This window comes from Mycobacterium sp. 852002-51971_SCH5477799-a, from assembly GCF_001667145.1.
Classification (GTDB): domain Bacteria; phylum Actinomycetota; class Actinomycetes; order Mycobacteriales; family Mycobacteriaceae; genus Mycobacterium.
On record NZ_LZIF01000087.1, the window covers coordinates 70,300 to 86,330 of the forward strand.

14 protein-coding genes are annotated in these 16,031 nt (G+C 68.0%); all 14 read right to left on the minus strand.

All coding sequences use genetic code 11. The features are described 5' to 3' along the window. Positions 1-4 precede the first annotated feature (4 nt). Positions 5-1,558: an HD domain-containing phosphohydrolase gene (locus tag A5753_RS13070; protein ID WP_067128508.1), complete on the minus strand. Its 1,554-nt coding sequence runs from the start codon at positions 1,556-1,558 to the stop codon at positions 5-7. A 33-nt stretch (positions 1,559-1,591) separates the two neighbouring features. Then, on the minus strand, positions 1,592-2,338 hold the full coding sequence (locus A5753_RS13075) for a hypothetical protein (RefSeq protein WP_067128511.1): 747 nt from the start codon (positions 2,336-2,338) through the stop codon (positions 1,592-1,594). Positions 2,339-2,489: 151 nt separating this feature from the next. After that, positions 2,490-5,318, minus strand: coding sequence for a preprotein translocase subunit SecA (gene secA, locus A5753_RS13080; protein ID WP_067128245.1), 2,829 nt, complete (start codon positions 5,316-5,318; stop codon positions 2,490-2,492). Between the two features lie 135 nt (positions 5,319-5,453). Then, complete coding sequence (gene hpf, locus A5753_RS13085; RefSeq protein WP_067128247.1) at positions 5,454-6,119, minus strand: ribosome hibernation-promoting factor, HPF/YfiA family; 666 nt, start codon at positions 6,117-6,119, stop codon at positions 5,454-5,456. Between the two features lie 334 nt (positions 6,120-6,453). Further along, complete coding sequence (locus A5753_RS13090) at positions 6,454-7,086, minus strand: ComF family protein (protein WP_067128250.1); 633 nt, start codon at positions 7,084-7,086, stop codon at positions 6,454-6,456. 29 nt (positions 7,087-7,115) lie between these two features. Beyond that, positions 7,116-8,870: an MtrAB system accessory lipoprotein LpqB gene (gene lpqB, locus A5753_RS13095; protein WP_156656084.1), complete on the minus strand. Its 1,755-nt coding sequence runs from the start codon at positions 8,868-8,870 to the stop codon at positions 7,116-7,118. After that, positions 8,870-10,552 (minus strand): MtrAB system histidine kinase MtrB, encoded by a 1,683-nt coding sequence (gene mtrB / locus A5753_RS13100; RefSeq protein ID WP_082971296.1) that lies wholly within the window; start codon positions 10,550-10,552, stop codon positions 8,870-8,872. Before mtrB ends, lpqB begins: the two co-directional genes overlap by 1 nt. Positions 10,553-10,589: 37 nt before the next feature. Continuing rightward, positions 10,590-11,276, minus strand: a complete 687-nt coding sequence (gene mtrA, locus A5753_RS13105; RefSeq protein WP_007168097.1) for a two-component system response regulator MtrA — start codon at positions 11,274-11,276, stop codon at positions 10,590-10,592. Positions 11,277-11,356: 80 nt separating this feature from the next. Continuing rightward, a complete protein-coding gene (locus A5753_RS13110; RefSeq protein WP_067128261.1) occupies positions 11,357-11,989 on the minus strand; it encodes a dTMP kinase in 633 nt (210 codons plus the stop codon). 99 nt (positions 11,990-12,088) lie between these two features. Continuing rightward, positions 12,089-13,576, minus strand: a complete 1,488-nt coding sequence (ahcY, locus tag A5753_RS13115; protein WP_067128264.1) for an adenosylhomocysteinase — start codon at positions 13,574-13,576, stop codon at positions 12,089-12,091. Positions 13,577-13,676: 100 nt separating this feature from the next. Next, positions 13,677-14,273, minus strand: coding sequence for a TetR family transcriptional regulator (locus A5753_RS13120; RefSeq protein WP_082971297.1), 597 nt, complete (start codon positions 14,271-14,273; stop codon positions 13,677-13,679). A gap of 148 nt (positions 14,274-14,421) precedes the next feature. After that, entirely contained in the window at positions 14,422-14,607 is a 186-nt protein-coding gene (locus A5753_RS13125; protein ID WP_067128271.1) for a rubredoxin, read from the minus strand. Beyond that, positions 14,604-14,777, minus strand: a complete 174-nt coding sequence (locus A5753_RS23840) for a rubredoxin (protein ID WP_082971298.1) — start codon at positions 14,775-14,777, stop codon at positions 14,604-14,606. The genes A5753_RS13125 and A5753_RS23840 overlap by 4 nt, the downstream gene beginning before the upstream one ends. After that, positions 14,774-16,012 (minus strand): alkane 1-monooxygenase, encoded by a 1,239-nt coding sequence (locus A5753_RS13130; protein WP_067128274.1) that lies wholly within the window; start codon positions 16,010-16,012, stop codon positions 14,774-14,776. The genes A5753_RS23840 and A5753_RS13130 overlap by 4 nt, the downstream gene beginning before the upstream one ends. Positions 16,013-16,031 lie beyond the last annotated feature (19 nt).

The window sequence follows — 16,031 nt, forward strand, 5'->3', positions numbered from 1 at the left end:
TGCCTCATTGTCCGGTGTGCACCAGCCCGTGCTGCAGGGCGTACATGCTGGCGCCGATGCGGTTGGACACGCCGATCTTGGCGTACGTTCGCTCGACATGGTTGCGGGCGGTCTTCTCGCTGATCACCAGCGACGCCGCGATCTGCTTGTTCGACGCGCCACGAGCGACCAGACACAGGACTTCGATCTCGCGTGGGGTCAGCCCGTCCGGTCGCGCGGCCGTCCGCTGCGCGGGTTGTCCCGCCGCCTGCAGCACCACTTCGACGGCGACCGGGTCGAGCTCGCCGGCCCGTACCCGGCCCCGCAACCGGCGCGCGGCCGCGGCCGGTGACAGCTGTTCTCGATACGGCCTTGGCTCGCAGGCGGACTGGTAACAGACCGCGGCGGCCAGGATGCGGTCCGGCAGGCCGAGCGCGGTGGCGGTCACGCCGCGCGGGTAGCCCGACCCGTCGAGGCATTCGTGGTGATTGCCGGCGACCTCCGCCAGCCGAATAAGCCCGGGCACCTGGTTGAGGATGCGCACCGTGAGATACGGATGCAGCCGTACCCGCTCGAACTCCGATGCGCTCAACGGCCCCGGCCGCGACCAGATTCGATTCGACACCCCGATGCGGCCCAGATCGTGGACGTGGCCGGCGCGCCGGGTCAGCGCGACCGCGTCGCGCTCAAGACCGGCTGCCTGCGCGGCCTGTCCGGCAAGATCAGCCACGGCGCGCGAATGACCAAGAGTGAAAGGACATTTCAGGTCGACGAAGTCGCCCAGCGCGAGGAGCAAGGTGTCCAGCGACTGGTCGTCGAGCCGTCGATGGCGATCGGGCGCCTCGCGCAATGCGGCCGCCCACGCATCACCCGCGGGAGGGCCGGACAGGATCGCGTCGGCGTCGCGTAGGAAGGCGTCGGCCACCCGCGGATCGAACTGGCCGCCGCGTCGGCCGCTCACCATGGCCACCGCCCCCGCAACGCCGAAGGTGCGGTGATGCACCTCGACCGTGTCGGCGATCTGGGCGATGCGCATCTGGATCGGGATGTCGTCCCCCCGCGCCCCGGCGGGCAGCCCACCGCCGTCGTAGCGCTCGAAAGCGAATGCTAGTGCGGCTTGCACGTTGGGGCCCAAGCCAATTCGGTCCGCCAGCAGCGCCGCCGACGCGCAGTGCGAGTGGATCAGTCGTGAGATGTGACCGCGCGCGTTGGCGAACAACGTCGCCATCACGCTCAGCCGGTGTGCCAGGGGCTGGCCGCGCCCCACGTTGCTCGCCAGGAAGCGCAGGTACGGGATGCCGGACCAGTCGATCAGATACGAGTCGTGGCGCACGGCGATGTCGTCGCCGAACCATCGCGCATATTCGTGGGAGTCCGCGTGGCAGCCGATCCACATGATCAGGGTGGTGTAGTAGGCGCAGTCGCGCTGGTCGCCGTCCAGGCCGAGCCGGTCGGCCAGCCTGGTCGCGATAAGCGCCGCGCGCAGCATGTGCTCGGCGGGCTGGCCGAGGCCGAGGTCGATCGCCACCGACAACGCCGCCAGCAACTCCGCGCGGGTGGGTAATTCAGGCGCCGACATGAGGTTCATTGTGCCCAGCTAATCGCCGCGGGGTCATCCAATTGGAATAGTGCGCCGCACGATTTGATGGCGGGCCGCGTCGAACGTCTCGAAATGCCCGGAGCCCACCGCGAACACGCCGCGTTGCGGCGGCCGGAAGCCACCCAGGCTCGCCTGCCGCTGTAGCGGTCCCACCGGTCCCAGGTCGACGTCGCTCAGCACCGCGCGCGAGCTGGCTACCGCCCACACCCGCGTGGGCGCGATCATGAATCGCTGGCCATTGGGCGCGATTCCGGACAGCCGGACCCGGCCGGCGCGCAAGGTCGGGCCGGCGACTCGACCGAGCACAGCCAGGGCCGCCCGGTTGGTCCAGGCCCGCGCCGGCAACCGTCCGCCGACCGCGCTCATCACTCGCGTCGACGTGGTGGCGCGGATATCCACCTGCCAGGCAAGCAAATTCGGGATCTGCACGAACAGCGACCACGGGGTGACCCACGCGACGTCGATGTCGCATTGGACCGCGTCGTGCGGGGTGGCCGCGCTGAAGAACCGGGCGCAGCTCTGCGGCCCGGGCGTCGTCGCGTAAAACGTCCAGACACCGTCGGGGTCTCGATGCCACACCGATCGATAGCCGGGCGAGAACGACGTCGCCGGAAACTGCCGCAGCGCCAGGTAATGTCCGCTGGCGAACGGGAGGCCCATCACGCCAAAGCCGACGAAGCGTTCGTCGCTTCCGGCGGGCAGGACGGGGTGCTGCAGGACGGCGGTGGCGGCGTCGAGCGGGGTGCGTGAACTTCTCATGCACGAAGCCTGCGCGCGCTCACCGCCGCGGCGCATGGGGCGGATGCCCCAATTTGGCCACGAGTGTGCGGCCTGCCGCGCCTTCGGTGCCGAGTGTGCGGCGGGCCGCACACTCGCGCGGAAGGCGGGAGTGCGCGGAAGGCTTGCGGCGCTAGCGCCGCTTGACCGACTTGGGTGACTTGGTACCGCGGCCCTGTTGCCTCGCCGCGGCGCGGCGCTCACGCCGGCTGGCGCCGCCGGGCACCCCGGCCGGGGTCTTGCCATCGCCGCCGTTGCGCTGCACCGCCGCCGAGCCGTCCTCGGACGGACCCGAGTAGCTCATGGCCGGCGCCTCGTTGTCAATTCCCTTGGCGCGCAACTGGGTTGGCGCCTCCTCGCGCACAGCCGTCGCCGCGCCGCCCTGCTGCACAGCCGCCGCGGTGGCGAATTCTTCCAGCCCCTCGGGAGCTTCGACCGGTGCGACCTGCGGGCTGGGCACCGCCTCGACGGTGACATTGAACAGGAATCCGACCGACTCCTCCTTCATGCCGTCGAGCATCGCCATGAACATGTCGTAGCCCTCGCGCTGGTACTCCACCAACGGATCGCGCTGCGCCATCGCGCGCAGCCCGATGCCCTCCTTGAGGTAGTCCATCTCGTAGAGGTGCTCGCGCCATTTGCGGTCGATGACGTTGAGCAGCACGTTGCGTTCCAGCTGGCGCATCGCGCCCTCGCCGGCGATCCCCTCGAGCTCGGCTTCCCTTGTGGCGTAGGCATTTTCGGCGTCCTTCAACAGCGCCTCGAGCAATTCCTCGCGGGTGAGGTCGTCGCGCTCGGAGTCGGCGTCGTGTTGGGTCAGCGGCGCATGGTCGATGCCCACCGGGTACAGCGTCTTCAGCGCCGTCCACAGGGCCTCCAGGTCCCAATCCTCGGCATAGCCATCGGCGGTCGCGCCGTTGACATAGGCGGTGACCACGTCGCGGACCATGTCCAGCGCCTGCTCCTTGAGGTTTTCGCCCTCCAGGATGCGGCGGCGCTCGGCGTAGATCACCTTGCGCTGCTGGTTCATCACCTCGTCGTACTTCAGGACGTTCTTGCGGACCTCGAAGTTCTGCTGCTCCACCTGGGTCTGAGCGCTCTTGATCGCGCGGGTGACCATCTTGGCCTCGATGGGCACGTCGTCGGGCAGGTTCAGCCGGTTGAGCATCGCCTCGAGCGCGGCACCGTTGAAGCGGCGCATGAGTTCGTCGCCCAGCGACAGGTAGAACCGCGACTCTCCCGGGTCACCCTGCCGGCCGGACCGGCCGCGCAGCTGGTTGTCGATGCGGCGCGACTCGTGGCGTTCGGTGCCCAGCACGTACAGGCCGCCGGCCTCGATCACCTCGGCGGCCTCGGCGCTGACCTCGTCCTTGACCTTGGGCAATTCCTCGTGCCAGGCGGCGTCGTACTCCTCGGGCGTTTCGACCGGGTCGAGGCCGCGCTCGCGCAGCCGCTGGTCGGTGAGGAAGTCGGCGTTGCCGCCCAGCACGATGTCGGTGCCGCGGCCGGCCATGTTGGTGGCCACGGTGATGCCGCCGCGGCGGCCCGCGACGGCGACGATGGTCGCCTCCTGCTCGTGGAACTTCGCGTTGAGCACGTTGTGCGGCACGCGGCGCTTCTGGAACTGCCGCGAGAGGTACTCCGAGCGCTCGACGCTGGTGGTACCGATCAGCACCGGCTGGCCCTTCTCGTAGCGCTCGACGACGTCGTCGACCACAGCGATGTACTTGGCTTCCTCGGTCTTGTAGATCAGGTCGGACTGGTCGGCGCGGATCATCGGCTTGTTGGTCGGGATGGGCACCACGCCGAGCTTGTAGATTTCGTGCAGCTCGGCCGCCTCGGTCTGGGCGGTACCGGTCATGCCGGCGAGCTTGTCGTAGAGCCGGAAGTAGTTCTGCAGCGTGATGGTGGCCAGCGTCTGGTTCTCGGCCTTGATCTCGACGTGCTCCTTGGCCTCGATGGCCTGGTGCATGCCCTCGTTGTAGCGGCGGCCGTAGAGCACGCGGCCGGTGAACTCGTCGACGATCAGGACCTCGCCGTCGCGCACGATGTAGTCCTTGTCGCGGTTGAATAGCTCCTTGGCCTTCAGCGCGTTGTTGAGGTAGCTGACCAGCGGCGAGTTGGCCGCCTCGTAGAGGTTGTCGATGCCGAGCTGGTCCTCGACGAACTCCACGCCCAACTCGTGCACGCCGACGGTGCGCTTGCGCAGGTCCACCTCGTAGTGGGTGTCCTTCTCCATCAGCGGCGCCAACCGGGCGAACTCGCTGTACCAACTCGAGGCGCCGTCGGCGGGGCCGGAGATGATCAGCGGGGTGCGGGCCTCGTCGATCAGGATGGAGTCGACCTCGTCGACGATGGCGAAGTTGTGCCCGCGCTGCACCAGGTCGTCGAGCGAGTGCGCCATGTTGTCGCGCAGGTAGTCGAACCCGAACTCGTTGTTGGTGCCGTAGGTGATGTCGGCGCTGTAGGCGACCCGGCGCTCGTCGGGTGTCATCTGGGCGAGGATCACGCCGACGTCCAGGCCCAGGAAGCGGTGCACGCGGCCCATCCACTCGCTGTCACGTTTGGCCAGGTAGTCGTTGACGGTGACGACGTGCACGCCCTTGCCGCCGATGCCGTTCAGGTAGGCGGGCAGCACCGAGGTCAGCGTCTTGCCCTCACCGGTCTTCATCTCGGCGACGTTGCCGAAGTGCAGCGCCGCGGCGCCCATCACCTGCACGTCGAAGGGCCGCTGGTCGAGGACCCGCCAGGCCGCTTCGCGGGCCACCGCGAACGCTTCCGGCAGCAGGTCGTCGAGGCTTTCGCCGTCGGCGTGCCGCTTCTTGAACTCGTCGGTCTTGGCCCGCAATTCGGCGTCGGTGAGCTTCTCGATCTCGTCGGACAAGGTGTTGACGTAGTCAGACACCCGCTTGAGACGCTTGAGCATGCGACCTTCGCCGAGGCGCAGCAACTTCGACAGCACAGCTATGTCCCCTGTTGGTAGGAGTCTTGCATTGAGCGACTCCCATGGTAGGCGACGACGCCCGGATGGCCGCCGTAGCGGCGATCGCAAGCGCGGCAACGCCGGGCGTAGCGGGTCGCCGCCCGACCAACCCTCTCAGGAGAGCCTGATCAGCCCGTAGTCGTAGGCGTGGCGTCGGTACACCACACAGGGCCGTTCGGTCTGCTTGTCGTGGAACAAGAAGAAGTCGTGTCCGACGAGTTCCATCTCGTAGAGGGCGTCGTCGACCGTCATCGGCGTGGCCGGGTGCTCCTTGGTCCGCACGATTCGCCCGGGCTCGTGGTCGGCCTCCACGCCGTCGTGCTCGGCCGGCGCGGGTTGCGGCGCGCTGCGCGGCGGGACGGGTGGCACCGCCGTCGCGGCGGCCAGTGACACCGGGGTCTTGTCGCCGTAGTGCACCTTGCGGCGGTCCTTGACGCGGCGCAGCCGATTCTCCAGTTTGTCGACCGCGGACTCGAACGCGGCGTAGAAACTATTGGCGCAGGCTTCCGCCCTCGTCACCGGGCCGCGGCCACGGGCAGTGATCTCGACGCGCTGACAGGATTTTCGCTGACGCCGGTTGGGCGCGTGCTTGAGCTCGACATCGAAGAGATAAATGGAGCGATCGAACCGCTCGAGGCGGGCGAGCTTTTGCGAGACGTACAGACGGTAATGATCGGGGATTTCCACGTTGCGGCCCTTGAACACAACGTCGGCGGTGGTTGTCGGTGGGGCTTGCCCATCGGTGACGGGCGGTTGGTCCAGAATCTGACCGGAATCCACGGATAGCCTTGACATACGTGACAACTCGTTTCTCTTTTTCACGTCACACGCGCCCTGCGTGCCTGGCTGCTTAATGCGCCGACGAGGTGGGAGCGGTTCGAGACTGGCTACCGCCGCAGGCTGCCCGCCGGAGCAAGGTGTCGATTACTCACCCCTTCCCGCGGATGGGTCTCACCTGGAAATTCGCGACCAGTGAGTCAGACCGATGAGTCGTTCTTCGTTGTTTTCGACGTTAGCTCGTGTTCGCCTGCCGATGCCACTAATTTGGTCGAGCTGTTGCATGTTCTTCACAAGCTCTTGGCTGGTTCATGGGTTGCGCGCGGCCGCGGCCGATTCAGACCGCGGCGATCGTTAGCACCGCGGTGACCCGAACCCCGACGGCCTGAAGGATCCGCACCGATTCGCGCGCCGTCGCGCCGGTGGTGACGATGTCGTCGACGAGCATGACTTCGCCGCGCGGCGGCGAGCCGCGCAGCACCACCCGGCCGGCGATGTTGCGCTGGCGCGCGGTCGTGCCCAGACCCACCGAATCTCGCGTCAGCGCCTTGAGCCGCAAGGCCGGCACGACGGTGATGTCGGGATGCCGCGCCACCGCGGCGCGCGCCAGCCGGGCGACCGGGTCACCGCCGCGCCGGCGCGCGGCCGAACGCCGGGTCGGTGCTGGCACGACGGTCAGCGGGGTCGACACGATCCCCCACGACAGCAGCCTGTGCACCCCGATGGCCAGCGCGCGCGCCAGCGGTTCGACAAGATCGGCGCGGCCCTGCTCCTTGAGCGCCAGGATCGCGTGCCGGCGCGCGTTGGCGTAGCGGCCCAGCGCGAACACCGGAACCTCCGGGTCGATGCGCGGGTTCACCACATGCGGCTGATCGGCGCTCACCGACAGTTCGACGGCGCACGCGTCGCACCAGCGGGTCGTCGGCGCCCCGCAGCCGCCGCATTCGGCCGGCAGGAACAGGTCGAGCATGGCGTCAGTGTGCCGCCCGGGTGTGACAGCTAGCCCGGCAGGACCGGGGCCGCCCCGGGAACCGTCAGCCCGGGCACGTCCGACCAGCCCTGCTGGCCGTCGGCCGACGGCGAATACTGCAGCACCCCTTGCGGACCCGCGACGTAGGCCGTCGACGGGTTGGCGGCCACCGTCGTCACCGGCATCTGTAAACCGTGCGGCGGCGCGTCGGAGTTCACCCCGTCGATATTCACATACGACACCGGGTGGCTGGCGTCGGTGCGCGTCACCACGATGTCGTCACCGGTGCGCCACGACAGCGACACCACCGAATTGCCCAGCCCGAAACCGAGCCGGCGCGGGAAGGTCAAAGCGTACTGTCCGGCCTGGGTCTGCTCGACGCTGGCGAGAATCACCTGGCCACCGATCACCATCGCGGCGCGGGTGCTGTCGCGGGACAGCTGCAGGTCGGTGATCGGCCCCGGGAACCGGGTGGCCACCGCCACCGAATCCACCGGAAGGCGCGCGGGTTGCCCCGAGGCCGGCTCCTGGATCGCCCGCAACACGTTGTTGCCGTCGACCACCACCCAGACGACGTCGTCCAGCGACCAGGTCGGTCGCGACAGGGTGTGTCCGTCGGCGGACTGCACCGCCTCCTGGCCGAGATCACCGATCCACAAGGACGCGGCCATGTCCGGGGCACCGCGATGCAGCGTCACCACCGACGCCACCTGCCTGCCGCTGCGCGACAGCGCCGCGCCGGTCTGGTCGCCCATGCGACCGAACGCGCCGGCCACCATCGAGGTGTGCTGGCCGTCCAGCGACACCAGTGAGCCGTTCACCAGGGCATGCAGCCCCGCGCCCGCGCCGTCGGCCGCGCCGGGGTCGGTGGCCGCGACGTCGGAGGTGGTCCACCCGTCGCGGAACCGGTCGTCCAGCGGCGCGCCGTCGGCGTTGATCACATACGGTCCGCGGATGTCAGCCCTGGCCAGGGTCCAAATGATCTGCGCCGCAAGCAATTGCCGGCTGTGCGGATCGGTGGTGGACAGCTTCTCCAGATCGACGCGCGCACCGCCGTAACCGCGCCCGATGCCGTTCTTGCCGCCGTCGGCCCGGGTCACCGGCCCGCGCAGCCGCAGGGGCGGTGCGAGCAGGTTGCGGACCGTATGCGCCATCTCGGGCCGCGGACCGGCGATCATCTTGGAGATCAGCTCGGTGGCCAACTGGTCGTGGTCAGGCACCGCGACGTAGCGCGGGTCGGGAACCACCGTCTTGCCGGTCGGGTCGTCGAAGTACAGCGTGTTGCGTTTGTAGGTGGACTGAAACTGCTGCCAGTCCAGGAACACTCCGTTGGGCAGCCGGTCGATGCGCCAGCCGCCGGAGGTCTTGACCAATTCGATCGGCCCGGGGTCGGGCAGCACACCCTCGGCGGTCTCGAACACCCCCACGTCGGACAGCGAACCCAGGATGTCCGCTCGCATGGTCGCCGAAACACGTTCGGCCGCACGTGTTTCGACGAACACCACATGGTCGATCAGCAGCGCGCTACCGGCATCGTCCCAGGCGTTGGACGCCGACTGGGTGAGGAACTGCCGCGCAGCGAGATGCCGGTTCGCGGGATCGGCTGTGGCCTTGAAGAATTCGCGCAGCAGGACGTCGGGGTCCATGCCCGGGGTCGGTTTGGGCAAGTTCGACGGCTCGGGCCGCTCGACGGTGCCGATGGCTTGCGGCGCCGACGAGCTGGGCACCCCGGCGCAGCCGGCGAGCAGCATGGCCGGCATCAGCAGGGCAACCAACCGCCGCATCACAGGGTCCTCTCGGCGTGCTCACGCTGGCGCTGCTGGCGTTCCTTGTGCTCGGGCCCATCGGCCTGGGCGGCGGGCTGCGGAATCGGCTTCATGGGCAGCGGGCTGGTGGTCACCTTGTGGCCGCGAACCAGCGGCAACGTCAGCCGGAAGCACGAGCCGTCACCCGGTTCACCCCACGCCTCCAGCCTGCCCTGGTGCAGGCGCGCGTCCTCGATGCTGATCGCCAGGCCGAGTCCGGTGCCGCCGGAGCGGCGCACCCGCGACGGGTCGGCCCGCCAGAACCGGCTGAACACCAGCTTCTCCTCGCCCGGCCGCAGCCCGACGCCGTAGTCGCGGACGGTGACGGCCACCGTGTCCTCGTCGGCGGCCATCCGGATCTTGACCGGCTTGTGCTCGGCGTGGTCGATGGCGTTGGCGATCAGGTTGCGCAGGATGCGCTCCACCCGGCGGGTGTCGACCTCGGCGATCACCTCTTCGGCGGGCAGATTCACCTTCAGTTCGATGCCGGCGTCTTCGGCCAGATGCCCCACGTTGCTCAGCGCGCTCTGCACGGTGGTGCGCAGGTCGACGGCCTCGACGGACAGCTCGGCGACACCGGCGTCGTGCCGGGAGATTTCGAGCAGGTCGTTGAGCAGCGACTCGAACCGGTCCAGCTCGTTGACCATCAGCTCGGTGGAGCGCGCCAGCGTCGGGTCCAGATCGGCGCTGTGGTCATAGATCAGGTCGGCGGCCATCCGCACGGTGGTCAACGGGGTGCGCAGCTCGTGGCTGACGTCGGAAGTGAAGCGCCGCTGCAGATTACCGAACTCCTCCAGCTGGGTGATCTGGCGCGACAGGCTCTCGGCCATGTCGTTGAACGACATGGCCAGCCGCGCCATGTCGTCCTCGCCGCGCACCGGCATGCGTTCGGACAGGTGCCCCTCGGCGAACCGTTCGGCGATCCGCGACGCCGATCGCACCGGCACCACCACCTGCCGCGACACCAGCAGAGCGATCCCGGCCAGCAGCACCAGCAGCACCGCGCCGCCGGTGATCATGGTGCCGCGCACCAGCTGGATGGTGGCCTGCTCGTTTTTCAGCGGAAAGATCAGGTACAGCTCCAGGTTGGCGACCTGAGACGACGCCGGCGTGCCGACGATCAGCGCCGGTCCGGAGAACCCGTCGGTGTGCACGGCCGCGTACTGGTAGGACGCCTGCCCCGCCTTGACGAAGCCGCGCAGGGAACCGGGCACCTGGTCTACGGGGCCGGCCGTGGTCGCCGCGCGCGGGCCATCGCCGGGCACCATCAGCACCGCGTCGAAGGCACCGGCCAGCCCCGCGCCCGAGGCCGAATCGGTCTTGGAGGTCAGCGTGTTGCGCGCCAACTGCAGGCTGCTGTCCAACGACCGCGTTTCTTCGCCGTTGACGATCCCGCCCACGGTGGTGCGCGCCCGCTCGATCTGCTCGATGGCGGCCTTGACCTTGACGTCGAGCACCCGATTGGTGACCTGACTGGTCAATACGAATCCGAGCGCCAAAATGACCGCGAGGGACAGCCCCAGCGTCAGCGCCACCACCCGCAGCTGCAGCGAGCGGCGCCAGGCAATGGCCACGGCCCGGCTGACGGTACCCATGCCACGAGTCATGGGGCCGGAGCGCCCCCAGCGGCTCCGAGTGCGTCGCCGGGAGCCCCAAATCACCGCCGGCGCCCCCTACGGCGCTCTAGACGTGCGCGGGTCACGGAGGTCCGGCCTTGTAACCCACTCCTCGAACGGTCAACACAACGGTCGGGTTCTCAGGGTCTTTCTCGACCTTGGCACGCAGACGCTGGACGTGCACGTTCACCAAGCGGGTATCCGCCGGATGACGATAGCCCCACACCTGTTCGAGCAGCACATCACGAGTAAACACCTGCCGCGGTTTGCGCGCCAACGCCACCAGCAAGTCGAATTCCAGCGGTGTCAGGGAGATCTGCTCGCCGTTGCGCGTGACCTTGTGCGCCGGCACGTCGATCTCGACGTCGGCGATGGACAGCATCTCGGCCGGCTCGTCGTCGTTGCGCCGCAGCCGCGCCCGCACCCGGGCCACCAGCTCCTTCGGCTTGAACGGCTTCATGATGTAGTCGTCGGCACCCGACTCGAGGCCCAGGACCACGTCGACGGTGTCCGTCTTGGCGGTGAGCATCACGATCGGCACGCCGGAATCGGCGCGCAACACCCGGCACACGTCGATGCCGTTCATGCCGGGCAGCATCAAGTCCAACAACACCAGGTCGGGGCGCAGTTCGCGCACCGCAGTCAGGGCCTGGGTGCCGTCACCGATGACCGCAGTGTCGAAACCCTCCCCACGAAGCACGATGGTGAGCATCTCGGCTAGCGAAGCGTCGTCGTCGACGACCAAAATCCTTTGCCTCATGGAGTCCATGGTGTCACCAGATCGGGACAAAACTCGGGCACCACACGGGCGTTTCTCCTTCGAAACGGCCGAATCGTGACAAAGCTGTGCTAGTTGGCGGCCAAATCGGCGGCCAACCGGCCCGGATCGATGTCCGCGTCGACGCTCAGCCAGCGGCCACCCCAGCCCGCGGCGGCCAGTTCGGCGTAGACCGCGCCGGTGCGCTGCTGAAGCCCGTCGTCGCGTTCGTAGCTGTCGCGCGCCCGGCCCGGATCGGACTCGGCCCGGCTGCGGGCGCGCCGCCCGGCCAGTTCGGCGGGCACCGCGAGCAGCACCTGCCAGTCGGGCGCGGGCAGCCCGAGGCGCCGATACTCCAGCGCGTGTATCCATTCCACGGCCGGCCCGGCGGCGTCCTGGTGCAGGCGGGCCGCGGTGTATGCCGCGTTGGAGGCGACGTAGCGATCCATGATCACCACGTCGTGCTCGCGGCGCAGCGCATCGATTTCGTCGACAGCCCCGGCACGGTCCAGCGCGAAGAGCATCGCCATCGCATAGGCCGACGACGCGAGGTCGCCATGCTCGCCATGCAGGGCCTCGGACGCGATGTCGGCGGTCACCGATCGCCCATAACGCGGGAAGGCCAGCATGGCGACCGACTTGCCGTCCGCCTGAAACAGGTTGCGGAGCTTGTCGGTCAGCGTGCGCTTGCCGGCGCCGTCGATGCCTTCGATCGCGATCAGCACGGCGCGAGCCTATCGCCGCCGAGTGCTGCGCGAGTGTGCGGCCAGCCGCACGTCGAACACCGAATATGCGCCTGCCCGCACACTCGGCGGCCGGGCTGCTCAGTAGCGGTAGTGGTCGGCCTTGTAGGGGCCGTCGACGTCGACGCCGATGTACTCGGCCTGCTCCTTGGTGAGCTTGGTCAGCTCGCCGCCGAGCGCCTCCACGTGGATGCGCGCCACCTTCTCGTCCAGGTGCTTGGGCAGCCGGTAAACCTCGTTGTCGTACTCGTCGTTCTTGGTCCACAGCTCAATCTGCGCGATGACCTGGTTGGAGAAGCTGTTGCTCATCACGAACGACGGGTGGCCGGTGGCGTTACCCAGATTCAGCAGCCGGCCCTCGGACAGCAGGATGATCGACTTGCCGGTGTCCGGGAACGTCCACAGGTCGACCTGCGGGCGGATGTTGGTCTTGGTGGCGCCGGACTTCTCCAGCCGGGCCACCTGGATCTCGTTGTCGAAGTGGCCGATGTTGCCCAGGATCGCCTTGTCCTTCATCGCCTTCATGTGCTCGAGGGTGATGATGTCCTTGTTGCCGGTAGTGGTGATGATGATGTCGGCCTCGCCGATCACGTCCTCCACCCGCTTGACGTCGAAGCCCTCCATCAGCGCCTGCAGGGCGTTGATCGGGTCGATCTCGGTGACGGTCACCCGCGCGCCCTGCCCAGCGACCGACTCGGCGGACCCCTTGCCGACGTCGCCGTAGCCGCAGATCAGCACCTTCTTGCCGCCGATCAGCACGTCGGTGCCGCGGTTGATGCCGTCGATCAGCGAGTGCCGGCAGCCGTACTTGTTGTCGAACTTGCTCTTGGTGACCGAGTCGTTGACGTTGATCGCCGGGAACGCCAGGTCGCCGGCGGCGGCGAACTGGTAGAGCCGCAGCACGCCGGTGGTGGTCTCCTCGGAGACGCCCTTGATCGACGCGGCGATCTTGGTCCACTTGTCCTTGTCGGTCTCGAAACGCTTGCGCAGCAGGTTCAAAAAGACCCGGTGCTCGGTCGAGTCGTCTTCCTCGTCCGGCGGCACGACGCCGGCCTTCTCGTACTGCGCCCCGCGCAGCACCAGCATGGTGGCGTCACCGCCGTCGTCCAGGATCATGTTCGCGGGCGCGGCGGCGCCGTCTTTATCAGGCCACGTCAGCACCTGCTCGGCCGCCCACCAGTATTCCTCGAGCGTCTCGCCCTTCCATGCGTATACCGGAACGCCCTTGGGCTCCTCCGGGGTGCCATGCGGGCCGACGACCACCGCGGCGGCGGCGTGGTCCTGGGTGGAGAAGATGTTGCAGGACGCCCAGCGCACCTCGGCACCGAGCGCGACGAGGGTCTCGATCAGCACCGCGGTCTGCACGGTCATGTGCAGCGAACCCGAGATCCGCGCGCCCTTGAGCGGCTGCACGTCGTGGTACTCGCGGCGCAGCGACATCAGACCGGGCATCTCCTGCTCCGAGAGCTCGATGTCCCGGCGACCGTAATCCGCCAACGACAGATCGGCGACCTTGAAATCGATGCCGTTCCGAACCTCGGGGGTGAGTGCGTTTTCGGTCGTCGTCATAACGTGTGTTCTTCCTTTTTCGGCTCGCTCGGGTCCAAGCGGTAATTAGCTTAGGTATGTTCTTGGGCCACTGTAGTCGCGGGTCCGCGCGCCTTGCGGGTCAGGGAACGTTGACGACGCCGTGACGCTCCGCGAACGGCGTCATCAACCTGGCCAGATCGGCGGCCACGTCGTGGTCCGACTCGGGCGGCATCGACACGTAGCTCAGCGCCAGGCGCACGATGGCACGCGCCAGCACCCCGGCGTCCTCGTCGCTGGCCGCGACCCAGCTGTGGGTGAGCGCCGTGGCCAGCCGTTCGGAGGCGCGGTTGATGATGGGGGCGCTGCCGATCGTGATGATCTGCAGCAGGTCCGGCTTGGCCACCCCGGTGAGCAGCGAGATCACCAGGGGGTCCGCCGACAACTCGGTGAACAGGTCGCGGAATCCCTGCAGAAACGCCTCATAGATGTTGCCGACGTTGGCCTGCAGCGCGGCATTGACGGCGTCGACCAGCCGATCGGCCAGGCGCAGGCCGTACCCCTGCGCCAGACCCTGCCGGGAGCCGAACTCGTTGTAGATCGTCTGCCGGCTGATGCCCGCGGCGCGGGCCACATCGGACAGGGTGACGGCCGACCAGTCGCGGGTCAGCAGCAGATCCCGCATCGCATCGAGCACCGAGTCGCGTAGCAGGGCGCGCGACGCCTCGGCGTACGGCATCCGCTTCACAGGCGTGACAATAGCGGCTTTCGCCGTCGCGTTGGCGCCGATCACTGGCGCAGCTCTCCTCCGCCAGCGGGTGGGGGTGCCTCCCACTTGTGGGGGCGTGCCCCCACCTCATCGCTACGTTCTGCATCGTCGCTGGCGGTCACGGACGGGCGATCTCCACCATCTCGAAGTCGATCTTCGCCGCACCGCAATCCGGGCAGCTCCAGTCATCGGGGATGTCGTCCCACCGGGTGCCGGGCCCGATGCCGTCTTCCGGCCAGCCCTTGGCCTCGTCGTACTCGAATCCGCATTGCACGCAGATGAAAAGCCTGTAGTCGTCGCTCACCGGTTCACTCCTATTACTTCGAAATCGACCTTCTCGCGCACCGCACAATCGGGGCAGCACCAGTCTTCGGGGATGTCACTGAAGGGCGTTCCCGCAGGAAACCCTTCCCGCGGTGCGCCTTTCGCTTCGTCGTAGGTGTAATCGCAGCCGGGGCAACGGTAGGCGGTCATGCCGCCACCCCGTGGCGGGCCAGCAGCTTCTCGCGCAGGCGCGGCTGCACGTTGATCCGGGTGATGTCGCCGTCGTAGTGCGCCAGGACCCGGTGGTCCATCACCTTGCGCCACAGCGGCGGGAAGTAGGTGAGCGAGATCAGCGACGCGTACCCGCTCGGCAGGTTGGGCGCGCCCTCCATGCTGCGCAGCGTCTGGTACCGCCGGGTCGGGTTGGCGTGGTGGTCGCTGTGCCGCTGCAGGTGGTACAGGAACAGATTGGTCACCACGTGGTCGGAGTTCCAGCTGTGCGCGGGAGTGCAGCGCTCGTAGCGCCCGCTCGAATTCTTCTGCCGCAGTAGGCCGTAGTGCTCCAGGTAGTTGACCGATTCCAGCAGGCTGAAGCCGAAGACCGCCTGGATGAGCACGAAAGGGATCAGCGCGGGGCCGAAGATCGCGATCAGCACGCCCCACAGCACCACCGACATCAGCCAGGCGTTGAGGACGTCGTTGGACAGATACGTCTTGGGGTGCCACGGGCTGGAGCCCTGCCGGCGGATACGTTGCGCCTCCAGCCGCAGCGACGAACGCAGGCTCCCGAAGACGCTGCGCGGCAAGAACTCCCAGAACGTCTCGCCGAAGCGCGCCGACGCGGGGTCCTCCGGGGTGGCGACGCGCACGTGGTGGCCGCGGTTGTGCTCGATGTAGAAGTGCCCGTACCAGGTCTGCGCGAGAGTGATCTTGGACAGCCAACGCTCCAGCGAGTCCTTCTTGTGGCCCATCTCGTGGGCGGTGTTGATGCCGACGCCGCCCAGCACGCCGACCGACAGCGCCAGTCCCAGCTTGCCGGCCCAGCCGAGGGCGCCGTCGAAGCCCAGCCAGCTCAGGTTCGATGCGGTGAACAGGTAGGCGCCGAAGACCACGCTCAGGTATTGGAACGGGACGTAGATGTAGGTGCAGTAGCGGTAGTACCTGTCGTTCTCCAGCTGCTCGATGACCTCGTCGGGTGGGTTCTGACCGTCGGGCCCGAAGCGCAGGTCGAGGATCGGCAGCAGGACCCAGAGCAGGATCGGCCCGATCCACAGCGGGACCTGCGCGGCCGCGTGCCAGCCCAGCCGGTTCAGGCCCCAGATGAGCGGCAGCATCACGAACAACGCCGTCGGGGCGATCAGCCCCATCAGCCACAGACGGCGCTTCTTGTCGCGCCAGGCCGGCGGCTCGGAATCCCTGCTCAGTTGCGGTTCGAATGTGGTCATATGCCAAACCTCCTTGTGA